Annotated in this window: 23 protein-coding genes; 20 read left to right on the top strand and 3 right to left on the bottom strand. The window is 67.3% G+C overall.

Annotation, left to right across the window (positions count from 1 at the left end):
• Window positions 1-38 precede the first annotated feature (38 nt).
• The 5 genes from K2X73_RS00115 to K2X73_RS00095 all read left to right on the top strand — a co-directional run bounded on the left by K2X73_RS00115 (window position 39) and on the right by K2X73_RS00095 (window position 6,612).
• Window positions 39-1,328, top strand: a complete 1,290-nt coding sequence (locus K2X73_RS00115) for an FAD-binding oxidoreductase (RefSeq protein ID WP_294107382.1) — start codon at window positions 39-41, stop codon at window positions 1,326-1,328.
• 11 nt (window positions 1,329-1,339) lie between these two features.
• Complete coding sequence (locus K2X73_RS00110; RefSeq protein WP_294107378.1) at window positions 1,340-2,338, top strand: 4-hydroxyproline epimerase; 999 nt, start codon at window positions 1,340-1,342, stop codon at window positions 2,336-2,338.
• Window positions 2,339-2,347: 9 nt separating this feature from the next.
• Window positions 2,348-3,103, top strand: a complete 756-nt coding sequence (locus K2X73_RS00105) for a GntR family transcriptional regulator (protein ID WP_294107376.1) — start codon at window positions 2,348-2,350, stop codon at window positions 3,101-3,103.
• A 300-nt stretch (window positions 3,104-3,403) separates the two neighbouring features.
• Window positions 3,404-5,734, top strand: coding sequence for a transketolase (locus K2X73_RS00100; RefSeq protein WP_294107374.1), 2,331 nt, complete (start codon window positions 3,404-3,406; stop codon window positions 5,732-5,734).
• A 32-nt stretch (window positions 5,735-5,766) separates the two neighbouring features.
• Window positions 5,767-6,612 carry a DMT family transporter gene (locus K2X73_RS00095; protein ID WP_294107373.1) on the top strand — a complete coding sequence of 282 codons (846 nt, stop codon included), beginning with the start codon at window positions 5,767-5,769 and terminating at the stop codon, window positions 6,610-6,612.
• Window positions 6,613-6,665: 53 nt separating this feature from the next.
• On the opposite strand, the gene K2X73_RS00090 is transcribed toward K2X73_RS00095, so the two are convergent.
• From K2X73_RS00090 to K2X73_RS00080, 3 genes are read right to left on the bottom strand one after another with little or no spacing between them, the layout of a single operon-like run.
• Entirely contained in the window at window positions 6,666-7,661 is a 996-nt protein-coding gene (locus tag K2X73_RS00090; protein WP_294107371.1) for a beta-N-acetylglucosaminidase domain-containing protein, read from the bottom strand.
• Entirely contained in the window at window positions 7,658-8,815 is a 1,158-nt protein-coding gene (gene nagA / locus K2X73_RS00085) for an N-acetylglucosamine-6-phosphate deacetylase (RefSeq protein ID WP_294107369.1), read from the bottom strand. Before nagA ends, K2X73_RS00090 begins: the two co-directional genes overlap by 4 nt.
• Window positions 8,812-9,747: an SIS domain-containing protein gene (locus K2X73_RS00080; RefSeq protein WP_294107367.1), complete on the bottom strand. Its 936-nt coding sequence runs from the start codon at window positions 9,745-9,747 to the stop codon at window positions 8,812-8,814. The genes nagA and K2X73_RS00080 overlap by 4 nt, the downstream gene beginning before the upstream one ends.
• Before the next feature lie 223 nt (window positions 9,748-9,970).
• Here K2X73_RS00080 and K2X73_RS00075 point away from each other — a divergent pair, with 223 nt between their 5' ends.
• From K2X73_RS00075 to K2X73_RS00005, 15 genes are all read left to right on the top strand, one after another.
• Complete coding sequence (locus K2X73_RS00075) at window positions 9,971-11,104, top strand: anhydro-N-acetylmuramic acid kinase (RefSeq protein WP_294107365.1); 1,134 nt, start codon at window positions 9,971-9,973, stop codon at window positions 11,102-11,104.
• A complete protein-coding gene (locus K2X73_RS00070) occupies window positions 11,101-12,474 on the top strand; it encodes an FAD-linked oxidase C-terminal domain-containing protein (RefSeq protein ID WP_294107363.1) in 1,374 nt (457 codons plus the stop codon). Before K2X73_RS00075 ends, K2X73_RS00070 begins: the two co-directional genes overlap by 4 nt.
• A gap of 120 nt (window positions 12,475-12,594) precedes the next feature.
• A complete protein-coding gene (locus tag K2X73_RS00065) occupies window positions 12,595-15,348 on the top strand; it encodes a TonB-dependent receptor (protein WP_294107361.1) in 2,754 nt (917 codons plus the stop codon).
• Entirely contained in the window at window positions 15,348-16,910 is a 1,563-nt protein-coding gene (locus K2X73_RS00060; RefSeq protein WP_294107360.1) for a sodium:solute symporter, read from the top strand. The genes K2X73_RS00065 and K2X73_RS00060 overlap by 1 nt, the downstream gene beginning before the upstream one ends.
• A gap of 16 nt (window positions 16,911-16,926) precedes the next feature.
• On the top strand, window positions 16,927-17,829 hold the full coding sequence (locus K2X73_RS00055) for an N-acetylmuramic acid 6-phosphate etherase (protein WP_294107358.1): 903 nt from the start codon (window positions 16,927-16,929) through the stop codon (window positions 17,827-17,829).
• On the top strand, window positions 17,822-18,556 hold the full coding sequence (locus K2X73_RS00050) for a GntR family transcriptional regulator (RefSeq protein WP_294107356.1): 735 nt from the start codon (window positions 17,822-17,824) through the stop codon (window positions 18,554-18,556). Before K2X73_RS00055 ends, K2X73_RS00050 begins: the two co-directional genes overlap by 8 nt.
• Window positions 18,553-19,611, top strand: a complete 1,059-nt coding sequence (locus K2X73_RS00045) for a heparan-alpha-glucosaminide N-acetyltransferase domain-containing protein (protein ID WP_294107353.1) — start codon at window positions 18,553-18,555, stop codon at window positions 19,609-19,611. The genes K2X73_RS00050 and K2X73_RS00045 overlap by 4 nt, the downstream gene beginning before the upstream one ends.
• Before the next feature lie 57 nt (window positions 19,612-19,668).
• The gene (locus tag K2X73_RS00040; RefSeq protein WP_294107351.1) at window positions 19,669-20,538 is read left to right on the top strand and encodes a BadF/BadG/BcrA/BcrD ATPase family protein; all 870 of its coding nucleotides are present in this window, start codon (window positions 19,669-19,671) and stop codon (window positions 20,536-20,538) included.
• 582 nt (window positions 20,539-21,120) lie between these two features.
• Window positions 21,121-21,327, top strand: coding sequence for a helix-turn-helix transcriptional regulator (locus tag K2X73_RS00035; RefSeq protein WP_294107666.1), 207 nt, complete (start codon window positions 21,121-21,123; stop codon window positions 21,325-21,327).
• Entirely contained in the window at window positions 21,324-22,598 is a 1,275-nt protein-coding gene (locus K2X73_RS00030; protein WP_294107349.1) for a type II toxin-antitoxin system HipA family toxin, read from the top strand. The genes K2X73_RS00035 and K2X73_RS00030 overlap by 4 nt, the downstream gene beginning before the upstream one ends.
• Window positions 22,599-22,823: 225 nt before the next feature.
• Window positions 22,824-23,978 (top strand): site-specific integrase, encoded by a 1,155-nt coding sequence (locus K2X73_RS00025; RefSeq protein WP_294107347.1) that lies wholly within the window; start codon window positions 22,824-22,826, stop codon window positions 23,976-23,978.
• A 43-nt stretch (window positions 23,979-24,021) separates the two neighbouring features.
• A complete protein-coding gene (locus K2X73_RS00020) occupies window positions 24,022-24,669 on the top strand; it encodes a hypothetical protein (RefSeq protein WP_294107345.1) in 648 nt (215 codons plus the stop codon).
• A gap of 109 nt (window positions 24,670-24,778) precedes the next feature.
• On the top strand, window positions 24,779-24,988 hold the full coding sequence (locus K2X73_RS00015) for an AlpA family phage regulatory protein (protein WP_294107343.1): 210 nt from the start codon (window positions 24,779-24,781) through the stop codon (window positions 24,986-24,988).
• Window positions 24,985-25,161 carry a hypothetical protein gene (locus tag K2X73_RS00010; RefSeq protein ID WP_294107342.1) on the top strand — a complete coding sequence of 59 codons (177 nt, stop codon included), beginning with the start codon at window positions 24,985-24,987 and terminating at the stop codon, window positions 25,159-25,161. The genes K2X73_RS00015 and K2X73_RS00010 overlap by 4 nt, the downstream gene beginning before the upstream one ends.
• Before the next feature lie 50 nt (window positions 25,162-25,211).
• Window positions 25,212-26,150, top strand: a complete 939-nt coding sequence (locus K2X73_RS00005; RefSeq protein ID WP_294107340.1) for a bifunctional DNA primase/polymerase — start codon at window positions 25,212-25,214, stop codon at window positions 26,148-26,150.
• Window positions 26,151-26,223: the final 73 nt, after the last annotated feature.

The following is a 26,223-nucleotide window of genomic DNA, read 5'->3' as shown; positions in this document are numbered from 1 at the left end:
TCCAAAGTCGAGGCGCCAACCTCCATAAGGAAGCGGCGTTGAGCAAGCCACGTTCCGTCATCGTCGTTGGGGGCGGGATTGTCGGCTCTTGCGCGGCGCTGGCGATCGCGCGGGCCGGGCTGGGGGTGCGGCATGTGGCCCCTGACGATCCCGAGCCGGCGTCGTGGGGCAATGCTGGCCACCTCGCGACCGAGCATGTCGAGCCGCTTGCCTCGCTCAAGCTGGTCCGCGCGCTGCCGCGACGCCTGTTCAGCCGAGGCGGGCCGGTCGCGTTCGTGCCACGCGATGTGGCGGCATGGCTGCCCTGGTCCCTGCGCCTGCTCACCGCCTCGGCCCCGGGCCGCTTTCGCGCCGGCACCGCCGCGCTCGCGACACTGACCGCCGACGCGATCCCGGCGTGGCGACGGCTGCTCGGCCCGGATGCCGACGCGCTGATCCGCGAGCAGGGGCATCTGGTGGTCTGGGAGGGGCGCGACGCGCAGCAGCGCGGGATGGCGGCGCTCGCGCGCAGCGCCACCGGCGCGACCACTTATGCGCCCGCCGGTGCCCGCGACCGGGCGGCACTCGCCACGCAACTACGGCTGACCGCGTTCGGCGCGGCGCGATTTACCGGCACCGGCCAGGTTACGGACCCCGGCCTGTTGCTGCGGCGCGTGCGGCGGTTCGCCGATGAAGCCGGGGTCGAGCGGATCGCCCGCCATGCCCGATCCGTCCAGGGCGGCGCGCGCCCTGGCGTCGTGCTGGACGACGGCACGCGGATCGCGGCGGACGCCGTCCTGGTGGCGGCGGGGGTCTGGTCCGCGCCGTTGCTGCGCGCCGCCGGCATCCCCGCGCCGCTGATCGCCGAGCGCGGTTATCATGTCGGTTTCGACAGACCGGGCTGGCCGATGGACCTGCCACCGCTCGTCCTCGACGATCGCGCCGTGGTCGTGACGCGCTTTGGCGACCGGATGCGGGCCACCAGCTTCGTCGAGTTCGGCCGTCCGCAAACCCCGCCCGATCCGCGCAAATGGGATCGGCTGGAGCACCATCTGCGCGAGGTTGGCCTGCTCGACGGCGGTTGCGTCACGCGCTGGATGGGGTGCCGGCCGACGCTGCCGGATTATCTCCCCGGCATCGGCGGCAACGAGGTGGCGGGGCTCTATTATGCGGTAGGCCATGCACATCTTGGTTTGACGCTCGCCGCGCGGACGGGGGAGATCGTCCGCGATATGATCGCCGGGCAAGCCCCGCCGCCGCCCATGTTCGCGCTCGCAAGGTTCGGCGCGATCAGGCGATCCAATACCGCCGCCGAACACCCGCTGCCGGCCGGCGACTCTCAACAATAAGGACCGCGACGATGCGTTCTCACTTCTTCTGCATAGATGGCCATACCGCCGGGAACCCGGTGCGACTCGTGGTCGGTGGCGCGCCGTTTCTGGAAGGCGCGACGATGAGCGAACGCCGCCAGGACTTCATCCGGCGCTTCGACTGGATCAGGGACGGCCTGATGTTCGAGCCGCGCGGGCACGACGTGATGTCTGGTGGGTTCGTCTATCCGCCGCTGCGGCAGGACTGCGACGCCTCGATCCTGTTCATCGAGACAAGCGGCGTGCTGCCGATGTGCGGACATGGATCGATCGGGATGATAACCTTCGCGCTAGAACATGGGCTGATCCGGCCGCGCGAGGAGGGCCGGCTGCGGATCGAGGTGCCGGCGGGGATTCTGGACGTGAGCTTTGCGCGGCGCGCCGATCGCGTGGAATGGGTGCGGCTGGTCAACGTGCCGAGCTTCCTCCACAGCCGCGACGTTACCGTCGAGGTGCCGGGGCTCGGGCCGCTACGCGTCGACATCGCCTATGGCGGCAATTTCTACGCGATCGTCGAGCCGCAGCCGGGTTTCGCCGGCGTCGAGGCGGTCGGGGCGGGCGGTATTCTGGCGCTCAGTCCTCCGGTGCGGGCGGCGGTGGATGCCGCGATCGACGCCGTCCACCCTCTCGACCCTTCGATCCGCGGCGTCAGCCATGTTCTCTGGGCCGATGCGCTTGCCGACGACGGGACCAGCGGGCGCAGCGCCGTTTTTTATGGCGAGCGGGCGATCGACCGCAGCCCGTGCGGAACCGGCACGTCGGCCCGGCTCGCGCAACTCGCCGCCACAGGGCGCCTGACGCCGGGCATCGCGTTCGAGCATCGCAGCTATATCGGCTCGTGCTTCGTCGGCCGGATCGAGGGCACGACGCGGGTCGGCGATTACGACGCGATCCTGCCTTCGATCCAGGGTACGGCGCACGCGACGGGGTATAACCAGCTTTGGATCGATGACGACGCACCATTCGCGCGGGGCTTCCAAGTTCGCTAGCATGGCCGAATGGACAGCAAGATTCTCGCCGCCAGCCCAGGTGACGCGGCCGCGCCACCCCCACCGCGCCGGGGGCGCCGCCGTCCGGTCGTCGACCATCTTCTGCTGCGGCCGCTCAGCGCGCGCCCCGGCAGGACCATGCAGGACGCGGTTTACGATCAGCTCCGCGATGCGTTGATGATCGGCGCCTTTCGGCCGGGCGAGGCGCTCTCCACGCGCGCGCTCGCCGAGAGTCTGGGAACGAGCACGATGCCGGTGAAGGACGCGCTTCGCCGGCTGGCCGCCGAAGGGGTGGTGCTGGCGCAACCGCAGAGCGGCTTCGTGATCGCCACGCTCGGCGCGACTCGCTTCCTCGACATCATCGAGGCGCGCGTGCGGCTGGAAACCCTGGTGGCGGCACGTGCGGCGGCGCGGCGCGACGATGCGCTGGTGGAGCGGCTGCGCGACTTGAATGACGATTATCGCGCGGCTTCCGCCGCCGACTTGGCCCGTGGCACGCTGCTCAAGACCAATTTCGATTTTCATTTCGCCATCTACGGCGCATCGGGGATGCTCGACGTGTGCGAAATCATCCTCGCCGCGTGGCTGCGGATCGGTCCGCTCTTCTCGTTGATCGAAGCCGAGCTCGATCAGCAGGAAGACTTTGCGCGTCACGCCCGCATCATCGACGGCCTGGCCACGGGCAACGGGGACCAGGCCGCCGCCGCTCTGGAAGCGGACATTCGCGGGAGCGCCGCGCGCATCGCTCCGCTGTTGCCGGCCTAACGCGGCGCACGCGCGATCGCGATGGACCAATCATGTCGGGCATAATATGACCGGTCAGTCATGTTGAGGAAGGGCAGGCGCTGATGAGGACTGGCGAGCCGACGATCGGGCGCGGCGGCGCACCACTTATGCCGGCGGCGACCGGCGCGGTGGTTGCGGTTTTCGGTCGGATGGGCTTGGGCAACCGCATGGCGGCGCTAGGCCTTCATGCTTTACCCGGGACGGCAATCGGCGCGGGGGCCGTTGCCGGTGCCTCGCCGCTACACGACGCGACCGCGTGTCGCCACCAGGAGTAGGCGCGTGCCTGATACCACGACTCAAAGCTTGTCCCATGCCGATACCCTGGCGCTGCTGGATGAGCGCCTGCGCTGGCTGAGCGCCTGGACGATCCATAACGCCAATCATCGGCGCGAGAGCCGTGACGGGCTGAAGGTCGGCGGGCACCAGGCGTCGTGCGCGTCGATGTCGACGATCATGGCGGTGCTCTATTTCCACGCGCTGCGCCCGCAAGATCGGGTCGCGGTGAAACCCCATGCCGGGCCGCTGCTCCACGCCGCGCATTATCTCGCGGGCAACCAGTCGCGCGATCAGCTCGAACGGTTTCGCGCGTTGGGCGGGGCGCAAAGCTATCCCAGCCGCACCAAGGACGCGATCCCGATCGACTTCTCGACCGGCTCGGTCGGCCTGGGGGTGGCGGTCACCGCCTTTGCCAGCCTCGTCCAGGATTATCTGATCGCGCATGGCCAGTTGGCTGAAGCCGATGCGGGGCGGATGATCGCGCTGATGGGCGACGCCGAACTCGACGAGGGCAATATCTATGAGTGCCTGATCGAGGCCTATAAGCACGAAGTTCGCAACTGTTGGTGGATCGTCGATTACAACCGGCAGAGCCTGGACGCGACCACCGCCGACCGGATGTTCCGGCGCTTCGACGATATCTTCGAGACCTGCGGCTGGCGTGTCGTCACGCTGAAGCATGGCGCCCGCCAGCGCGCCGCCTTCGCCCAGCCCGGCGGCGGTTCGCTGCGCGAGTGGATCGATACCTGCCCCAACGCCGATTACGCGGCGCTCACCTATCAGGGCGGGGCGGCGTGGCGGGCGCGGCTAGAGGCCGATATCGGCGCCCGGCCCGGCGTGGCGACGCTGCTCGGCGCTTACAGCGATGACGCGCTGGCCGAGCTGATGACCAATTTGGGCGGACATTGCCCCGAGACGCTGGCGGACGCGTTCGACGGCGCCCGCGACGAGCGCCCGACGCTGTTCATCGCCTACACGATCAAGGGCTATGGCCTGCCGCTTGCCGGGCATAAGGACAACCATGCCGGGCTGATGAGCCCCGCGCAGATCGACGGTCTCCGCGAGCGGCTGGGCATCGGGCAGGGTGAGGAGTGGGCGCCGTGGGCGGGGCTTGGCGACAATGCCCGCCGCGCGGCCGAGGCGCTGGTGCAAGCCGCCCCCATCGCGCACCCGCGTGGCGATTTGGTGGACGAAGGCGTTCCCGTCCCCCGGATCGAACCGCCAACGGACCGCGAGCAATCGACCCAGGCGGCGTTCGGCAAGATGCTGTTCGAGCTGGCCCGATCCGATCATCCCCTGGCGGACCGGATCTTGACGACCTCGCCCGACGTCACCGTGTCGACCAATTTGGGCGCGTGGGTCAACCGGCGCGGGCTGTTCCGGCGCAAGGAAGTGGCGGACGTGTTCGCGGCGGCGCGCATCCCTTCCGCCCAGAAATGGCAGGCGGGCGGGGCGGGCCAGCATATCGAGCTGGGCATCGCCGAGCATAACCTGTTCCTGATGCTGGCCGCGGCGGGCCTCGCCGCACCGCTGTTCGGCACCCGCCTGCTGCCGGTGGGGACGGTGTACGACCCGTTCATCGCCCGCGGCCTCGATGCGCTGAACTATGCCGCGTATATGGACGCGCGGTTCCTGCTGGTCGCGACTCCCTCGGGCGTCACGCTGGGGCCGGAAGGCGGGGCGCACCAGTCAATTTCGACGCCGCTGATCGGGATCGGCCAGCCCGGCGTCACCTATTACGAACCCGCCTTCGCGGATGAACTGGCGCTGCTGCTGGAGCAGGCCTTCCGCCGGATGCAGGCGCCCGACGGTGGCTCGACCTATTTGCGGCTGACCACCCGCGTCATCGCGCAGCCGTCGCGCGGCGATGATCGCTGGCAAGACGGCGTGTTGAAAGGCGGCTATTGGCTCCGGCAACCCGCGCCGGGCGCCGAGGCCGCGATCGTGTTCACCGGCGCGGTCGCTCCCGAGGCGATCGCCGCCTGGGAGGCACTGCGCGACGATCTGCCCGGTCTCGGCCTGCTCGCCGTCACCTCGCCCGATCTGCTTCATGCCGGCTGGACCGCGCAGCGCGCGGCGCGCTGGCGGGGCGAACGTGGCGCGGCGGCGCATATCGGCCAACTGCTCGGTGCGCTCAGCCCAACCGCCGGACTGGTGACGGTGCTCGACGGGCATCCGGCGACGCTGTCATGGCTCGGCGGGGTGCGGGGGCAGCGCGTCAGCCCACTCGGCGTCGAACGCTTCGGCCAGACCGGCGACCTGCCCGACCAATATGCGCTGCACCGGATCGACACGGCGGCGATCTGCGACGCCATGGCCGAGCTGTTCCTCTGAACGACGCGGCCGGGGCACATCGTCGCCACGGCGTGCCGTGGATCGTCGCCGTGGTCGGCGCCAATGTCGCGCTCGCGCTTGGCCCCTGGTTCATCCAGCTCGCCGAAACGGGGCCGTTGGCGAGCGCCTTCTGGCGGGTCGCGATCGCGAGCCCGTTGCTGCTGCCGGCGCTGCTGCTGTTACCGCGCGAGCAACGGCTGCCGCGCGGCGCGATCGGGCCGCTGCTGATCGCGGGGCAGGTGTTTGCCGCGTCGCTTGCCATCTATTGCGCCGGAATCGTGCGAACGACGGTGACCAACGCCGTCCTGCTCGGCAACTGCGCGGTGCTGTTCTTTCCGCTTTACGCCATGCTGGCCGAGCGGGTGCGGCCGGGCCGGGCACAGATCGCCGCGCTGGTCCTGGCGTGCCTGGGCGCGGCCCTGCTGCTCGGCCGTTCGGTGCAGCTGGACGCGGCCCGTTCGCTGGGTGATCTGCTCTGCCTGGTGGCGGGCATTGTCTATACCGCGTTCTTCGTCGTCACCGCACGGCTCGCGGGACGCGTCGCGCCGCTGGCGGCGTTCGTCTGGATGACGGTGGCGAGCGCGCCGCCGCTGCTCGTCTTCACGGTGCTTTCGGGCGAACCGCTGATCGCCCGCGACTGGGGTCCCCTGATCGCGTCCGCCGCCGTGGCGCAGGTGATTGGGCAGGGTCTGCTCGTGCTGACGGTGGGGCGGCTTTCACCGGTCGCGGTTGGGGCCGGCCTGTTGATCCAGCCGGTGGTGGGGGCGGTGATCGACGTGGCGGCCAATGGGTATCGGCCGGCGTTGGCGGACGCGGCTGGCGCGGTGCTGGTGGCCGTCGCGGTGCTGATGGCGACGCTCGCGCCCACGCGCCGATGATCCGCCATGCAGGGCGCGCGGACGAGGCGTCGCTCCGCCCGCGCGGCGCGTGGCTATGCCTCGGTCTCCACCGCGCCCTCTGCCATGATGTCCGCGCCGTCGAGCCAGCGCACGATCTCGGCAGCGGCGGGATGGTCGAGCGCGGCATAGCGCGCGCGAAGCCGGGCGGCATGTGCCCCCAACCGATCGTGGCCGGTATCGTTGAGCAGCAACAGATCGTCGATGATCATCTCGGCCAGCGGCGCGCCGAACAGCGCGCGCGCGGCGGCGGCGAGCGCGTCGCCATAACGATAATCGTCGCCCTGCGCGTAACTCATCGGCAAGGTGAGCGCGGGCAGGCAGCCGAGCAGCGGCTGCAGCGCGGGATTGATCGCGTGGCCGCTCAGCAGCGGCGCGAGGCTCGCCGGGCGTCCGGTGAACGCGCGCAGATGCAGGAAGCGCGACATGCGCGCGCCGTCGTTCACCGGATAATTGTCCCACAGGCAGGGCGGGCGGCCGAGTTGTTCGGCGACGCGGCGCAAATGCCCGGGCGTGATCTCGCGCGCGCAGACTTCCTCGCCGGTCCAGTAAACGCGGATCGCGGGATCGAGCCGCCGCCCCAGCGTTTCGAGATAGGCCGGCGGGCGCGCGCCGAACACCCGGTCGAGTACCGGATCGGTCGAATAATAGGTCGGGCAGAAATAGAAGCGCGTGGCGCGGCTGTGCTGGGTGCAGAAATCGACGAGCGCGGCTTGCTGTTCCGCGAGTTCGGGCAGATCGCCGCGCAGATCGTCGAACAGGATGGCGAGATCATCGATCCCGATCGCGTCGAAATCGGCCAGGCGCCGGGCGAGGTCGGCGCGCGCGGCGGCGCCGAAGCGGGCGAGCGCGGCGCCTTGCTCCGGCGGGTGCGCCTCGCGCCAGCTTCGCCGCAAGTGCCGATCGGCCTTGGGGCCATAATGGTAGAAACGATAGCCGGCGCCGGCGAGCGTCGTCATCACCTGGGTGCGCGCCGGCCAGCGCCAGACCGGTCCGAAGCGGCCCTCGATCATCCCGAGATCGGGGGTCATGCGCCCTCGTCCTCGTCACGCGCATCGCCCGCGATCCAGCTGCGGGTGACGCGCAAGTCCTGATCGAGATGCACGAGATCGGCCTGGTAGCCGACCTCGATCGCGCCCGTGCGGCGGTCGAGGCGAAGGAACGCGGCGGGATTGGCGCTCGCCATCCGGCTCGCCTCGGCGAGCGTGCAGCCGAGCAGGCCGACCGCGTTGCGCACCGCCTGCGCCATGCTCAGCGCCGACCCCGCGAGCGTGCCCTGCGCGTCGCGGCAGGCGCCATCGACCACGGTGATCTCGCGCCCGCCCAGCGAGAAGGACGGCCGCACGCCGCCGACCACGGGCATCGCATCGGTCACGAGCATCGCGCCGCCCAGCCCCCGCGCGGCGAGCGCCACCCGCAGGCTCGCGGGATGGACGTGCCAGCCATCGACGATCAGCCCGAAGCGGCTGCGCCGATCCTCCAGCGCGGCGCCCACCATCCCGGGCTCGCGACTGCCGAGCTGGGTCATCGCGTTGAACAAATGGGTGAAGCCCGCCAGCCCCTGGTCGAGCGCGGCCCGGGTCTCGGCATAGCTCGCCATGCTGTGCCCGGCGGCGACGATCACGCCGTGATCGCTGAGCGTCCGGATCGCCCCCGGCGGCGCGAGTTCGGGTGCCAGCGTCACCAGTCGCACCCCGCGCGAGGGCGCGCACAGACGCGCGATCATCGCCGGATCGAGCGGGGTGAACTTGGTCGCGTCGTGGATGCCGCGCTTGGCGGGATTGAGGTGCGGCCCTTCGATATGGATGCCGAGCACGCCCGGCACGCCCGCCGCGATCGCCGCCTCCACCGCCGCGATCGCCGCCTCGATCACCCCCACATCGTCGCTGATGAGCGTCGGCAGCAGCCCGGTGGTGCCGAAGCGCCGATGAGCGGCGGCGATCGCGCGGATCGTCTCGACACTCGGCGCATCGTTGAACAGCCGGTCGCCGCCGCCATTCACTTGCGTGTCGATGAAGCCGGGAACGAGCCAGCCGCCTTCCAGCTCCTGCACGATCGCGCTGGCGGGCAGCGCGTCGGCGGCGATGACGGCGGCGATCCGCCCATGCTCCATCACCACCGCCTGGCCCTGGGCCGGGCCCGATGGCAGCAACAGCGTGGCCCCGATCAGCGCGGTCGCGGTCATAGCGTCTTGGTCACCTTGGCGAGATAGGGAGGGTGATCGGGATCGCGCCCGCGCGCAAGGGCGAGCGCATTGGCGAGCGGGTAAAAACGCTGGATCATCGCGATCGCGGCGAGCGCCGGATCGGGTGCGCCAAGGGCAGGGAGCGTCACCGTCGCCGCCGTTGGCGAAGGGGCGCTATCGACCAGGATCGTTTGCGCCCCCCGGGCACCGAAGTCCGCCAGCCGCGCCTCGAGCCCGGCGCGCGCGGCGTCGCCGGGGGCGAAGATCAGCACCGGGTCGCCCGCCGTGATCAGCGTCATCGGCCCATGCGCGACTTCGGCGAGGCTGAACGCCTCGGCATGGATGCCCGCCACTTCCTTGAACTTGAGCGCCGCCTCTCCCGCGATCGGCAAGGTGAAGCCGCGCCCCAGCACCAGCAACCGCGTCGCGGGGGCGAGGATCGGCAAGGCCGCGTGCCATTCATGGCTCGCGGCCGCGGCAAGCAGCGGCTCGATCCGGTCGAGCGCCGCGAGCAGCGCCGTATCCTCCGCCCAAGCCGCGCACAGATGGGTGAGGGCGACGAGCGTCGCGATGAAGCTCTTGGTCGCGGCGACGCTGGCCTCGACGCCAGCATGGAGCGGCACGACGATGTCGGCGCGCGCGGCGAGCGGCGAATCGGTATCGTTCACCAGCGCGATCAGGATCGCGCCCTGGCGCTGGGCATCCTCCGCCGCGCGCAGCAGATCGGGGCTGCGGCCCGATTGCGAGATGGCGAACAGCGGCACCCCACGCAGGCGCGGGGAGCTTGCATGGTAGAGCGCGCCGATCGACGGCGCGTGGCTGAGCGTGGGGGTGGCGACGCGGGTTTCGAACAGCATCTTCGCGAACGCCGCCGCCTGATCGGAGCTGCCGCGCGCGATCGTGGCCGCAAAAGGCGCATTTAGAGCGCGCAAGACTGCCCCGAGCTGGCGCATGAGCGCCCCGTTGCAGCTTATCTGCGCACCGGAGCGCGCGGCAGCGGCCGCGGCCTCCCCCGCCATCATGGTTTCGCCGGGCACGCCGAGCTTCTCCCACCGTTTTGACCATGCATACCAATATCCCACGCTTTGCCAATGGTATTATATTGGTTGCCAAGAATGAGCGGCCGCGGCACAATCACGGCGGGAGGATCGGGCGATGGTACAAGCACCCGGGGACAGTGGCGCGCAGCGGGTGATGGGGCTGATGAGCGGCACCTCGCTCGACGGGGTGGACGCCGCGATCATCGAGACCGACGGCGAAACCATCCAGGGCTTCGGCCCCGCGCTGCTGCGCCCGTTCGCCGATCAAGAGCGCGCCTGCCTGATCGCCGCGACCGAGGCGGCGGTGGCCGCAGGCCGCGCCGGCGCGCCGCTCCCAAACCTCGCCGAGGCGGCGCGGGTCGTCACCACCGCGCATCTCGACGCGGCACGCGCCCTGCTCGCCCGGCCCGATGCCGGCCGGATCGAGCTGATCGGGCTGCATGGCCAAACGGTGCTTCATCGCCCCGAGCGGGGCCTGTCGGTTCAGTTGGGGGATGCCGGTGCCCTCGCCGATGCGCTTGGCGTGCCGGTGGTCGCCGATCTGCGCCAGGCCGATCTTGGCGCGGGCGGGCAGGGGGCGCCGCTGGTGCCCGTCTATCACGCGGCGCTCGCCGATCACCTCGCGCTGGCGCCGCCGCTTGTCTTTCTAAACCTGGGCGGTGTCGCGAATCTCACCTGGATCGGCCCCGACGGAGCGTTGATCGCGTTCGATACCGGCCCCGCCAACGGGCTGATCGATCTGCTCGTGCAGGCGCGCGGGGCTGGCCGTTATGACGCCGATGGCCGGATCGCGGCGGCGGGGCGGGTGGACCCGGCCGCGCTCGCCGCGCTGATGGCGGCGCCCTATTTCGCGAAGCCACTGCCAAAATCGCTCGATCGTTACGATTTTTCGCTCGATCCGGTGCTGCCGCTCACCACCGAGGATGCGGCGGCGACGCTCGTCGCCTTCACGGCCGATGCGGTCGCCGAGGCTGCGCGGCTGTTGCCGGCGCCGCCCCAGCGCTGGATCGTGTGCGGCGGCGGGCGACATAATCCGGTGCTGATGGCCGCGCTGGCCGCGCGCCTGCCCGGGGTGGTCGCCTGCGACGCGCTTGGCCTGCGCGGCGACTTCATCGAAGCGGAAGCCTTCGCTTTCCTGGCGCGGCGTGCCCGAAAGGGGCTACCAATCACGTTTCCGGGCACGACCGGCGTGGCAGGGCCGCTGAGCGGCGGCCGCTGCTGGGTTCCCCGGCTGGAGAACGCGGCATGACCGGGATCGAGACCCTCAGCAACGCGCTCGCCGAGCGTTTCGGCCCTCGCTGGATCGCCAAGGAGGCGCAGCGCGCGCAGTTCATGACCGCGGAAGGGCATCACGCGCCGGTGCTCCCCGATCTGGTGGTCCGCCCTGAAAGCGCCGCCGAGGTGCAGGCGCTGATGACGGCGGCCAACGCGGCGCGGGTGCCGGTCGTGCCCCATGGTGTCGGCACCTCGCTGGAAGGCAATGCGGCTGCGGTCGCCGGGGCGGTGCTCGTCGATCTGTCGGCGATGAACCGCGTGATCGAGATCGCGTCCGCCGATCTGCTCTGCGTGGTCGAGCCAGGCGTGACGCGCGAGCAGCTGAATGTGGAGCTGCGAGCGAGCGGATTGTTCTTCCCGATCGATCCGGGCGCGAACGCGACCCTTGGCGGGATGATCGCGACCCGCGCCTCGGGCACCAACGCGGTGCGCTATGGCACGATGCGTGAGAATGTGCTCGCGCTGAAAGTGATATTGCCCGATGGCACGCTGGTGCGCACCGGCAGCCGCGCGCGCAAATCGGCCGCGGGCTATGATCTGACGCACCTGTTCACGGGCTCCGAAGGAACGCTGGGGCTGGTGGTGGAGGCGACGCTGCGGCTGCACGGCATTCCCGAAGCCGTGCTCGCCGGCGCCTGGCCGTTCGCGACGCTCGATGGCGCGGTCGAGACGGTGATCGCCGCGATCCAATCGGGCATTCCGGTGGCGCGGATCGAACTGCTCGATCCCGTCGCGATCCGGGCGTGCAACGCTTATGCCGGGCTCGCGCTGCCCGAACAGCCGACGCTGTTCGTCGAACTGCACGGCTCGCCCGCCAGGGTCGCCGAGCAGCGCGCGATGCTGGCGGCGCTTGGCGAAGGGTTTGGCGGTGGGGCGCTGGACATGGCCGCCAACGCCGACGCTCAGCGCCGGCTGTGGCGCGCCCGCCACGCAGCGCTGCCGGCGGCGCGGGCGATGGTGCCGGGGGCGGTGGTCTGGTCGACCGACATCTGCGTGCCGATCTCGCAGCTCGCGCCGGCGATCGCGAACGCGCGCGCGGCGATCGACGCGGCGGGGCTGCTCGCGCCGATCCTGGGGCATGTGGGGGACGGCAACTATCATGTGTTCTTCGTTTTGCGGCCCGATGATGCCGAGGGTTGGGCGCGGGCGCGGGCGGTGAACGAGGCGATGATCGATTTCGCGCTCTCGGTTGGCGGCACCTGCACCGGGGAGCACGGCATTGGACTCGGCAAGCGCGCGGCGTTGCTGTGCGAGCATGGCCCCGAAGCGGTCGCGCTGATGCGACGCCTGAAGCAAGCGATCGACCCGCATGCGCTGATGAACCCGGGGAAGATCTTCATCTGAACCAGCGAAGCGGTTGGCCTGCCCCCACCGAAACAAAACCGGCTTTACAACCGGTATGCTCAAATGGCATGTTGGTATTATAAAGGTAGCGCAAAAGCTGCGCGGTGAAGGAGGGGAACGATGAAACTGGGCGGGCTTCGCGCCGGAGTGGCCGGCAAGGCGTTGGCGATGATCCTGGGCTGCGCGGCGGCGCCGGCCTGGGCACAGGCGCCGGGCAACGCGTCCGATCAGGCGGCTGGCAGCGCCGCGGGCGACGCGGCGGCCCCCGATGTCGTCGTCACCGGCTCGCGCATCCCCCGCACCGGCCTCACCTCGACCAGCGCGATCGCCTCCACCACGCAGGAAGACATCAAGCTGCAATCGGCACTGACGGTCGAGGATTTCTCGATCCGCTTGCCGCAGCTCGCGGGCGGCGTGCGCCAGGCGTCGCAGGGAAGCGACGCGTTCGGCGCGCAGGTGCTCGATCTGCGCAACTTCGGCCAGAGCCGCTCGCTGGTCCTGATCGACGGCAGCCGTGCGGTGCCGTTCAGCTTCCGCAATTCGGTCGACATCAACGCCATCCCCGCCTCGCTCTTGAAGCGGGTGGATGTGCTCACGGGTGGCGCGGCGGCGGTCTACGGCGCCGATGCGGTGGCGGGCGTCGTCAATTTCATCCTCAACGATGACTTCAAGGGTCTAACCGCCTCGGTCACCGGCCGTTTCTCGGAGCGGGGCGGGCAGCAATATGGCGGATCGGTGATGTTCGGCACCGATTTCGCCGACAAGCGCGGCCATCTGGTGATCGCCGCCGACTATACCAAGCGCGAGCAGGTGCGCGTCGCCGATCGCGACTGGGCGACGACGCCCAACCTCACCATCCCCAGCATCGGGGGCGTGTTCACCGATATCGCGAGCGGCCGCCGCTTCGGTTTCACCGATGCCGGCCAGTTCACCACCACGCCGGCCGCGACCTCGAACATCAGCGGCACCTATCCCATCATCGTGCCGCTCGAGCGCTATAACTTCGCGGCGATCGCGCGTTACGAGATCACCCCCGCGATCGAGATCTACGGCCGGGCGATGTATACCAATGTCCGCAGCCAGGAATCGGGCACGCCGGGTCCGAACCCGCCGGCGATCAACCAGACGGTGTCGATCGCCCAGAACAATGCGTTCCTGACCGACCAAATTCGCGGCCAGCTGACCTTCGTCAACGGTGCCGCGCAGGTGGGGGTGGTGCGCTCGCTCGCCGAGCTTGGGCTGATCACCTACAACACCGAACGCAACACCGCCCAGTTCCAGCTCGGCCTGCGCGGCGGCGTGACCGATAACATCAAATGGAACGTCTATGGCCAATATGGCCGCTCGACCGAATTGTCGCCGATCACCGGCGACGGCTTGGTCACGAGCCCGGCGGGGCTGAATAACTTCGCCTCGGTCGTCAACCGGGTGAACATCTTCGGGCCGAACCAGCCAGGGCTCGCGGCCGCGCTCGGCACGACCATCAACGGCTTCAACCGCCAGCGCGACCAGCTGGTGGTGCTCGGCACGGTGAGCGGTACCACCGCCGACTTCTTCAGCCTGCCCGCCGGCCCGATCGGCTTCGCCGCCGGTGTCGAATATCGGCGTGAGACCGGGCGGATCATCCAGGATACCGCGCTGCTCACCGGCAACACCTTCCGCCAAGGGACGCAGGCCGGGTTCGACAGCAGCTTCGACGTGCGCGAATTCTATGGCGAATTGCTGATTCCGGTGATCCACGACACCTTCCTGATCAAGCAGCTCGACATTGGCGGCGCCTATCGCACCTCCAGCTATGACCGCTTCGGCACGCGCGACACGTGGAAGGCGGAGGCGAACTGGGCGGTCAATTCCGATCTTCGGATGCGCGGGACCATCCAGCGGGTGATCCGCACCCCCAATTTCGGCGAGTTCGCCGCCGCTACCTCGTCGCTGCCGTTCAGCAGCCTGATCACCGTGCCGCGGTTGACGCCGCGCTATGGCGGCGATCCGTGCGTGCTCGGCACCGGCAATGCCGATCAGTGCCGCCGCTTCAATGCCCCGGCAGTGGGATCGGCCAATTCGTTCGATCCCGCTTACCTGCAAGGCGGCTATTTCTTCGGCGGCAACCCCAATATTCAGCCCGAATATGGCATGACCTATACCGGGGGCGTGGTGTTCACGCCGCGCTTCCTGCCGCGACTGTCGATCACGGTCGACTTTTACGAGCTCGACCTGCGCGGCGCGATCGGGGTGATCCAGCCGATCAATTCGATCACCAGCTGCTACATCACCGATCCGCGCCCCGATAACCCCTTGTGCGGGCTGGTGACGCGCGCGGCCAACGGGCGCTTCCAGGATGCGTTCGTCAACAACCAGAATCTCGGCCGGATCGACCAGCAGGGCATCGACATCGCCGCCAACTATACGCTCCAGGCGCCATGGCTGCCCGGCCGCGGGTTGCGCTTCTCCTACCAGGCCAACATTGTCACCAGCTATGTGATCCAGTCGAACCCCACGGTCGCGCCCATCCAGTGCAAGGGTACCTATGGCGCGACCTGTTCGAGCGACGCGACGACCCTGGTGCAGCCTGATTATCGTCACGATGCCTCGGTCACCTGGGATTTCGCCAAGGGCCAGGTGCAGTTCAACTGGCAGCGCATCGGCGAGGTGCGCAACAGCGCCCCGAACCAGATCGGCATCCTGCCCGCCCAAGACATTTTCGACCTAAGCGGATCGTACAAGCTCACCAACTGGCTGACGATGAGCGGCGGCATCTACAATCTGTTCGACAAGAGCCCGCCGTTCGTCGCCGGCGGTGTGTTCAACACCTTCCCCGATACCTATGAGGTGCTGGGACGCACCTATGGCTTGTCGCTGACGACGCGCTTCTGATGTTCACCGCCGCCGACTGGATGGTGATCGCGGCCTATCTGCTGGTCGTGATCGCCGGCGGCTGGTGGTTCATGCCGCGCCATACCGAGACATCGCGCGATTACTTCCTGGCCGGCGGCACGGTGCCGGCCTGGCTCGCGGCGGTATCGGTGCTGTCGGCGACGCAATCGGCGGCGACGTTCCTGGGTGGGCCGGATTACGGCTATCGCGGCGACTATACCTATGTCGCGAGCAATCTGGGCGGGCTCGTCGGCGCGGTGTTCGTCGCCCGGGTGCTGATCCCGCGCTTCTACGCGCTGGAAGCGACGACCGTTTACGAGTTGCTGACCCTGCGCTTCAGCGCGCGGGCGACGCGCTGGGCGGGGGGCATGTTCCTGCTCGGGCGTGTGCTGGCGGGCGGGGCGCGGGTCTATCTTGCGGCGATCGCGCTGGCGATGGTGGTGAGCGGGCGGGTCGATACCGCGGGCATCGTCTTCGCCTCGGGGGCGCTGCTGCTGGTCAGCTTCCTGTTCACTTTCGTCGGCGGCCTGAAATCGGTGCTGTGGAACGATCTGGTGCAGTTCGTGATCTACCTGGGCGCGGCGATCGGCGTGCTGGTGTTTCTGCGCCTGTCGATCCCGGCGAGCGATGCCCAACTGATCGCCGGGCTTTCCCACGCGCCCGGCGGCGTCGACAAGCTGCGGCTGATCGATCTGTCGCTCGAGCCCGCCAAGCCGTTCACCTTGCTCGCGATCATGACCGGGGTGGCGCTGCTTTACATCGGCAATGCCGGGCTCGACCAGGATACCACCCAGCGACTGCTCGCCTGCCGCGACGCCAAGACCGGGGCGCGGGGGCTGTATCTGTCGGTGCTGGCGACGGTGCCGGTGGTGACGATCTTCGTGACGATCGGGGTGCTGCTCTATGTCTTCTACCAGCGGCCCGATCTGATGGGGGGGCAGGTGCCGCAGGTGGCGCAGCAATTCGCGGGGCAGAAGATCAACATCTTCATGCACTTCATCCTCACCGAAGTGCCACCAGGCCTGCGCGGGCTGGTGACGGTGGGGGTGACGGCGGCGGCGGTCGCGACGACCAATTCGGCACTGAACGCCATGTCGTCGGTACTGGTCCAGGACTTTTACCGCCCCTGGCGCGAGGCGCGGGACGGGGCGGGCGAGCACCATTATGTGATCGCCGGGCGGCTCGGCATGGGCGGGGTGGGTGTCGCCATGTTCGCGATGGCCGTGCTGTCTTATTATTGGCAGCAGACGAGTGATATGCCGCTGCTCGAATTCGCGCTGCAGGTGATGGTGTTCGCTTATGCTGGGCTGTTGGGCGTCTATTTTACGGCGCTGTTCACCGATCGTGGCACGAGCGGATCGGTGGTCGCGGCGCTGCTCGCCGGGTTTGTCGCGGTGCTGCTGTTGCAGCCGGTGATCGCGCGCGCGATCGGCTTGCCGCCCGTGCTGGCGGCCCTTTCCTTTCCCTATCAGCTCTGTCTCGGCACCCTTGTCGCGATGATCGTGTGCGCCGTGCCCTCTGGCAAGGCGGCGCGCGCGCAGCCGGCGATGGCCCGGGCATAGCCCTGAAAGGTTGGTGATGCGTACCGAAGCCGTTGACCCAAGGTTCGTCGAGATCGACGCCTGGCCGACCGAAACCGCGATCGAGGCGATGCTGGAAGGCCAGCTCGCCGCGATCGCCGCCGTGCAGCCCGCGGTGCCCGCGATCGCCGCCGCCGCCGATGTCGCGGCGCTTCGGCTGCGGCCCGATGGCCGACTGGTCTATGCCGGCGCCGGCACCTCGGGACGGCTCGCGGTGCAGGACGGGATCGAGCTTGGACCGACCTATGGCTGGCCCGCCGAGCGGCTGGTGCTGATGCTCGCGGGCGGCAACGACGCGCTGTTGCACAGCGCGGAAGGGGCGGAGGACGACGCGGCGGCGGCTGAAAGCGCGGTGGCAGCGGCCGGGCTTGGCGCGCGCGACGTGCTGGTGGCGGTCGCGGCGAGCGGGCGCACGCCCTATACGCTGGCGGCGGTTCAGGCGGCCCGCGCGGCCGGGGCGCTCACCATCGCCATCGCCAACAACCCCGACACCCCGCTGCTCGCCGCCGCCGATCACGCGCTGCTGGCGGCGACCGGTAGCGAAATCGTCGCCGGATCGACCCGGATGAAAGCGGGCACCGCACAAAAGGCGATGCTCAACCTGCTGTCGACCGCGATCATGCTGCGCTCGGGGCTCGTTTATCGCGGGCTGATGGTGCGGATGCGCGTCGCCAACGACAAGCTGCTCGATCGCGGGCGGCGGATCGTGCGCGACGTGACCGGCGTGGACGCGGCGTGCGCCGCCCAAGCGCTGGAGGCGGCGGGGCGCCAGATCGCGCCCGCGATCCTCATCGCCGCTGGCGCCCCGCCCGAGCGTGCCACCGCGCTGCTGCGCGCGGCTGATGACGATCTGGGTCGCGCGCTCGCGATGCTGGGGCGATCGGAGGCGAGCGATGCGTGACAAGCTGAGCGTCAGCAAGGACGATGCGACCCCGCTCTACCTGCAATTCGCCCGAAACCTGCGCGATCACATCGCGCGGGGCGAAATTCATCCCGGCAGCGCGCTCCCATCGGAGCGGGATCTGAGCGAGATGACCGGCATGTCGCGCGTCACCGTGCGCAAGGGCATCGAACAGCTGATCGAGGAAGGCCTGCTGTTCCGCAAGCAAGGCTCGGGCACCTTCGTGCGCCGGATCGAGGCGCCCAATTCGGCGCTGAGCGGGTTCAGCGACGATGCCCGCCGGCGCGGCGAGCAGCCGGGCGTGATCTGGATGATCAAGGCCTATGCCAACCCGACCGAAGAGGAGGCGGGGGCGCTCGGCATCGTGCCCTCCGCGCAGGTCGTGCGGCTGGGCCGCGTCCGCCTGTCGGGCGGGGAGCCGCTGGCGATCGAACATGCCGTCGTGCCCGCGGAGTTCCTGCCCGATCTCGATCGACTGGGGGACTCCCTTTACGCCGCGCTCCAGGAAAATGGCGCGCGGCCGGTTTCGGGCCGGCAGAAGATTCGCGCTTCGCTCGCGACGCCAACCGAGGCGGCGATATTGTGCATCGAGGAAAAGGCCGAAATCCTGCGGATCGAACGCCTTACCCGCCTTGCCAATGGCCGCGCGGTGGAATTCACGCGCTCGGCCTATCGTGGCGACCGCTATGATTTCGTCTCCGAGCTCAACGGGCCGGACGGGCATTGATCGCGCGGCACCGGGCGGCGGGTAGCGGGCGCGACGTCGCGCTCGATGCGGTGCGCGGGTTCGCGGTGGCCGGCATGATCCTGGTCAATCTCCAGCCACAGGAGGAGATCGCCTATCGCCAGCTCGTCCATGCCGGGTGGACGGGCGTACATTTCGCCGATCTGGTGTTTCCGATGTTCCTGGTAATCGTCGGCTGCACGCTAGCGATCACGGGCCGGCGGAACGCGTCGATCGGACCGGCGCTGCGGCGAGCATTAGTGTTGATTGCCATCGGGGTGGTGCTTGGCTGGCTGTTGCGGCCAAGCCTTGATCCGCACGCGCTGCGCTTGCCGGGCGTGCTGCAACGCATCGGGATCGTCTATCTGCTCGCCTTCCTGATCTGCCGGCAAAGCTCGGGCGCGCTTGCGCCGGCGGTGGCGGCGGCGGTGTTGCTCGTCGGTCACCAGTTCTTGCTGTTCGCGCCGGATCCGCTGGGCGTGACCGGAATCGGGCCGGGGGAGGGCCTTGCCGGCTGGCTCGACCGCCAGCTGCCCGGGCGGCTGCATCGCCCGGGCTGGGATCCGGAAGGGGTGCTCTCGACGCTTTCGGCGACCGGCAGCGCCTTGATCGGCCTGTCCGCCTATCGGTGGAGCCGCCAGGGCAGCCGTGCCTTGCGCCTGGCACTGGCCGGCCTCGCGTTGATCGCGCTGCACATCCCCGCCGCCGCGCTCGCGCCGCTCGGCAAGCCGCTCTGGACGCCCGGTTTCGCGCTGCTGACCGGAGGGATCACCCTGCTGGTGCTCGCCGCGGGGCAGCTGATGCCACCTCGGGCGCTGGCGCCATTCGCCTGGCTCGGCCGCGTCGCGTTGACGCTGTTTGTCGTTCATATGCTGCTGATCGCGCTGTTGCTGCGCACGATTGGCGGGGACACGCTGTGGCATCACGCGCTCGCCGCCGCGCTGCGCTTGCCGGTGCCGCCGGCGCTCGCCGCCTTGCTGGCGGCGCTGGCGTTGGGCGGCATCGCCACCATGCTCACCCGTCTGCTCCAGCGTCGCGGCTGGCTGATCCGCGCCTAGCCGATGCTCGACATACCACAAGCTTACCAGTTATAGTCCAGCCATTGGGAGGCGCGCATGGCATATTTCCTGGGGATCGATGCCGGGGGCAGCCATTGCCGCAGCCGCCTGATCGACGCGCAAGGCAAGATCGTGGGAACAGGTACTACCGGCCCCGCCAACGCGCGGGTTGGCATGGCGAGCCTGCGCGCCACGCTTGGCGAGGCGATCGACCAAGCTGTGCGCGCGGCAGGGCTCGACGCGACAGCCCTCGCCGGGATACGCGCGGGAATGGGCATCGCGGGTATATCCCGCCCCGGCATCATCGATCAACTCGCCGAACTCGATTTCGGCTTCGCCAGTGTCCGCTACGAAACCGATGCGGTGATCGCCAATCTGGGCGCACATCGCGGCGCGGATGGCGCGATCCTGATCATCGGCACCGGGTCCATCGCCCAGATTCAGCATGAAGGGCGCAATTTCGCGATCGGCGGCTATGGCTTTCCGATTTCCGACGAGGGCAGTGGCGCCGCGCTGGGGCTGAGCGCGATGCGCCACGCGCTGCGTGCGCTCGACGGACGAACCAAGCCGACGCCGCTCAGCAGCGCGGTAACCGCGCGCTTCGGGCATGAAACCGCGCGTGCCGTCGCTTGGATGGATCAGGCGACGCCACGCGATTATGCGAGCTTCGCGCCCTTGGTGATGGATTATGCCGAAGCCAATGATGAGATCGCGCGCTCGATCGTCGAAGACGCGGCGCAGCATATCGAGCGCTTCATCGAGACGATTTTCGATCGCGGCGCCTCCCGCTGCGCGCTGGCGGGCGGTCTCGCGCCGCGGATGCGGCCCTGGCTACGTGCGCGAACGGTCGACCGGCTCTGCCCGCCCCTCGGCGATCCCCTGGACGGCGCCCTCTACCTGGCAGGTTACCGGGAGGCACCCGGTTGACGACCGGTCGTTCTCCCCGAGATGCGATGGCCTGACGGGACAAGATGCCTGCCACCGTCGCATGGGCTTTTGTCCCTAACGCGGCTGATCTCTGGATCCCTATCGCGTCCCCGCCGAGAACCGACGGCGCCAAACCGCGTTTAACCTTTAAAAAATGGTGGACGCACTAGGGCTCGAACCTAGGACCCGCTGATTAAGAGTTTGATATTAGGTCTTTTTATTTCTAACCAAGTCGCTTCATACTGTCAATAGACGTTTGAATAATTGTTTCTTTGATTGTGCAGCGCCCCGCAGGCTGCCTCACGCTCCGTCGTGCAATCTCAGGCGCCCGCGACCCCCTCGATACCCGCTGGGAAGATTGTCGATTTTTTGGGTATCAGAGCCGGGAGGCGGCAGTGGCGTGGTGTGCCCGCTGGTCGAGCACGAGCTGCATAACGATCGGATCGGAAGCTGTCAGGAAAATTCCCGATCGGTAACGTCTTCTGCTTTTTTGATAGGCAATGGCGTTGGATTTACCGATCGGGAATATAATCGTTGTATCGCCGCAAAATTGTGCGTAATATCCCGTTCGGGAATATCATGATGCTTGATGCGACTGCCATCGGAAATATCGTCCGCGAGGAGCGCAAGGCGCTGGGCCTGCGGCAGGCCGAGCTTGCCGCTGCAAGCGGGGTCGGCGTTCGCTTCATCGTTGAACTGGAGCGTGGCAAGCCAACGGTTCAAATTGGCCGGGTTCTCGCGGTGCTGTCGGCGCTCGGATGCTCAATCGACATCAGCCGACCGCAATGAGCGAGCCGGTCCTCGATAGCCTAGGCGTCTGGTGGGGAGAGCGGCTCGCGGGCATACTTTCGATCGATCGCGGCGGCGCAATGCATTTCGCCTATGCGGTAGCGTGGCTGGCCGACTCGGACGCGCCGGCATTGTCCCGAGCAATGCCCAAGCGCGAAGCCGACTATGATGATGCGATCTGCAAAGCGGTCTTTGGCGGTCTGCTTCCTGAGGAAGGGCAGCGGACAGCGATCGCTCGCGCCTTGGGCGTTTCGCCAGATAACCCGTTCCGTTTGCTGGCGGCGCTCGGCGGCGATGTTGCTGGTGCCCTGGCATTCCTGCCTGAAGGTGAGCATCCGCCACAGCGCGCAACAAGCGACCCGGAGGCGCTGGGCGACGCGGCGCTAGCCGAACTCCTCGACCGGTTGCCGCGCGTCCCTATGCTCGCTGGGGAAGGGGGCGCACGTCTCAGCCTTGCCGGTGCGCAATCCAAGCTGCCTGTCGTGCTGGTCGGTGGCAAGATCGCTGTTCCCTTGCCCGGCCAACCTTCCACCCATCTGATCAAGCCTGAGCCGGATCGCTTTGCGGGCCTGGCCGCGAACGAAGCCTATTGCCTGGCGCTGGCGCGAGCGGTTGGCCTTGATGCGGTGGAGGCGGCCTGGCGGCAAATCGATGGGCGGCCCTATCTGCTTGTCACCCGCTACGATCGCACATCTGGAGGTGATCGGGTTGAGCGCTTGCACCAGGAGGATTTCGCGCAAGCGCTGGGCGTTCCATCGAACCGGAAATATGCGGCAGAAGGTGGGCCGGTGTTTCGCGACTGCTTCGCCCTGCTGCGCGAAGCGGCAACGCGCCCCGCTCTCGACGTTCTGAAGCTCGTCGACGCGGCGATCTTCAACGTCATCATCGGCAATGCCGACGCCCATGCGAAGAATTTCAGCCTGTTGCGGCAGGAAGGGCGCGGCAATCCCATCGTCCTCGCGCCGCTCTATGATCTGGTCGGCACGGTGATGTGGCCTGAATTGTCCCCCCGCTTTGCGATGACCTTCGGCGGCGCGAGGACATTAGAGGAACTGGAGGCGAGGCATTTCGAACGTTTCGCGGCGGATGCCGGCGTGGCAGCGCCGTTCGTCAAAAGGCGGGCGGCGCAATTGGCCGGAGCCGTGCGCGATGCAGTTGAGCGCGATCTAATCGTTCCGGGATTGGATGACTACGAACGTGTCGCGGCATTGATCAACGTCGTCCAAGACCGCGCCGGGCGGGTTGCGTTAAAGGCAAGCGTTCGCGGCTAATACCCGACACGCCTTCGCGTGAGACCGAAAAATCCAGACTCAGTACCGCGCGATCTGGTGCGGGGATCGACGTAGGACGTCGGTCTAAAGCACCCCCCGGTCATCGGCATCATGCCAGATTGCATTGTGCTGCACCTTTCCGATGCAGGTCCTTCACATCATGGGAATTTCTTTGAGGTTCGGCGATTTCCGTGATTATTGACGTGTCATTCGAAAGGATGACCCATGCAAAAAGCCCTTACCGACAAGACCATCGAGGCATTGAAGCCCGGCCCGAAGCGGTACGATGTAAATGATCTTCGCTGCCCGGGCTTGCAGCTTCGCGTATCGCCTTCCGGTCGCAAGACGTTTTATGCAAAGTTTCGCTACGGCCTGAAGCAGAAGCACCCGAAGCTTGGTGTCTATCCGCGCATGTCACTCGCTACGGCGCGCGAGAAGACCAATGAATGGCTGCGCCAGGTTGAGGAAGGAATCGACCCGACCAAACGCCGACGCACGCCCAACATGAAGGTTGAACCCGTGTGCCGGGAATTCATCCGCCTTCATGCGCAGGCACGCAACAAGAGCTGGCGCGAAGCCGAACGTATCTTGGAACGCGAGTTCGTCGGCACCTTTGGGCAGCGCGATATCCGTGAGATCAAGCGGTTCGACGTGCTCGAAATCATGGACGCCGCTGTCGCGCGCGGATCAGCCTATCAGGCCAATCGCATCCTTGCGAACATCCGCAAGCTGTTCAACTGGTGTGTCGAGCGCGGCATCGTCGACTCTAGTCCGATTACTGGCCTGAAGGCACCTACCAAGGAAGAGTCGCGCGACCGCGTATTGACGGATGACGAGATCGTCCGGCTGCTGCGTGCCTGTCGCAACGATGTCTATCCCTTTCGCCAATTCGTGCCGATCCTTCTCGCGACTGCCCAACGCAGGGGCGAATTGGCTGAAATGCGCTGGAGCGAGGTCGATCTAGAGGCCAAACAGTGGGTCATCCCCGCCGAGCGATCAAAGAACGGCAAGCCGCACGTCGTGCCGCTTAGCGACTTTGCGCTTCAGGTATTGGACGAGGTGCCGCGCTTCCTCGACTGCGATTATGTTTTCACCACCACCCGCAATTCGCCCGTCAGCGGCTTTTCGAAGATGTTGCGGCGCTTGTCGGAAGGCTCGCAGACGTCCGGCTGGCGATTGCACGACCTGAGGCGAACGGCGGCATCGGGCATGGCGCGGCTTCGGGTGCCGCCTCACGTGGTCGAGCGTGTGCTCAATCACATTTCCGGCACCATCTCAGGGGTCGCGGCGGTCTATAATCGCTATGGCTATGATGATGAGAAAATTGAGGCGCTAGAGCAATGGGGCGAGCGCTTGAAACAGCTTGCCGAACAAGGCTGACGTCCAGAACATCGCAGGTTTCAACTAGCCTCGGGAGGCGGCCTTGAAGAAGCTGGCGCAATTCGATGACGCATGGATGGCGGCGTTCCGCGACAAATCGGGCGTGTCCGACGAGGCGGCGCTAACCGCGCTTCGCGCCGACTTGCTGGAGATAGGCGCCCGCTATCGCCGCATCATCGAAACGACGCCGACCGATTTGGTGGGCAGCCCGTTCAACAAGACGCTGACGCAGCGCGCCGAGTGGATGCAGGTTAATGTGGTCAATCCGGCCCAGAAGCTACTGGCGGCGCTGGCGGATGATCAAAAGGCATGGTTCTCGACATGGCCGTATGAGCATGAATTCGACATGTTCCCCGATCGCGAGCGGATGCGTGCCGATCTGGACGCGGTGATCGCCTTTTCATCGCGCCTCGTTCGCAATCTTAAGGGTGAGCAGAAGGGGGATGCTGCAACCAACCAGGAACTCCGCTTCTACATTTTCATGGAGATTTATGGCGCGGTCCGAAAGCACCTTCCCAGGCTGACGCCCAAACAAGGGGTTTATGCCAAGCTCGACGACGAGAACACCAAGCGCCGGGTCGATCCGTTCCCCGAAGCTATTCGCCACATCTACGCGGAAATCACCGGCATAGACGAGCAGTTGGTCCGACTGATCCAGATGTGCGTCAAGGACCCGGACTGGCACCTCTAAAACATTCCACCGGATTTCCCGTTGTTGTGCTTCACGGCAGTCGTGGAGTCTCTTCGTCGTCTGGGAATATTTCGTTGCCGTCGATCACGACAACGAAAGGACATTCGAGATGACGGCACCACCACCCAACAAGATATTGCTGACGCGCCAGGACCTTCCGCGCCTCGGCCTCAATCTATCCCCATCGACGTTGCTTCGCCTCGAAGCGGCTGGCCAGTTTCCCAAGCGGGTCCGTATCGGCGCGCATTCGGTCGCTTGGCTAGCTTCAGAAATCCATGAGCACATCGCGAAGCTCGCAGCTGAGCGAGATGCTTCATGAAGCGCCTCGTCAGATGCGAATATACCGACCTGTTTACCGGTGAGAGCTGGGTTCGGGTCTTTCTGTTCGACGCAGGGAGCGGCAAACGCATCGGGGCGGCCACCAAGCAGGAAATCGAGGCCGCGCCGCTGCCCGATCGGGTGCGCCCGCATTGGGAAGGAGACGAGCAATGAGGCGGGCAGCAACTGGCCCTATTCGCGTCCGCCTCGATCGGGGCGCTACCATGCTGGCGATGATGGAGTGGTTCGCAGGGCAGGGTTTTCCTGTCCTGCCAATTCACGGCGTCGTTGATGGCCGATGCACTTGCGGGGACAATCCATGCAGCAGTCCCGGTAAGCACCCGATAAGCGAGCTGGTTGTCCACGGTGTGAAGGGTGCAACCACCCAGATCAAAACGATCAGGCGATGGCACCGAAAGCAGCCGGACATGAACTATGCAGTTGCGACCGAGGGACTGGCGGTGATCGATTGCGACAGTAAGGATGCCATTCGCGCTTTTCGCCGTGGGTTCAACCCGCCGCCAACGTTCACCGTGAAAACGGCGCGTGGCTTCCACTTCTATTATCGGGGCGAAATGCCCGCCCGGAACGGCGTGCGCGCCAAGCTGGACATCAAAAGTGGAGCCAACGCGTATGTGGTCGGGCCGGGTTCACGCCACGCCTCAGGCGCGATCTATGCGGTTTGGGAGGATGTCCCGATCGCCGATCTGCCTGAGAGCATCGCCGACATTACCGAGCGGCGTGACCAGCTACCCCAAGAGGCGGCAGACGGGCCAATTCCCGTAGGGCTGCGCAACGATACCCTGACCCGGTTCGCGGGGTATCTCCACGCCAAGGGCGTGCCTCACCAAGCGCTCCTTGAAACGCTGAAGGTGCTTAACCGGACCATGTCCGAAAAGCCCCTGCCTGATCGCGAAGTGCGCCAAATCGCGCGGAGCATGTCGCGCTATCCTGCAAAGCCGATCCCCGAGATGTTGAGCTTCGCGGATATCCCCGATGAGAAGCTTGAATGGCTGTGGTTCCCGTTTCTGAGCTTTCGGACGCTGGCGCTGCTCGATGGCAACCCGGGAGAGGGCAAAAGTCAGTTCACAACCTGGCTATGCGCGCGCGTCAGTCGCGGCGATCTACTGCCGAACGGCGATCGCATGGAGCCCGCGAATTGAGTTGGCCCCCGAAATGACCTGACAGGGTCTCGCTCTTAGATAAGAGTGAGCCATATGACTGAGCATACGACTA

This window comes from Sphingomonas sp. (genome assembly GCF_019746665.1).
Classification (GTDB): domain Bacteria; phylum Pseudomonadota; class Alphaproteobacteria; order Sphingomonadales; family Sphingomonadaceae; genus Sphingomonas.
Note: the sequence above shows the minus strand (reverse complement) of the source record. Positions and strands in the feature narration are given on the sequence as shown.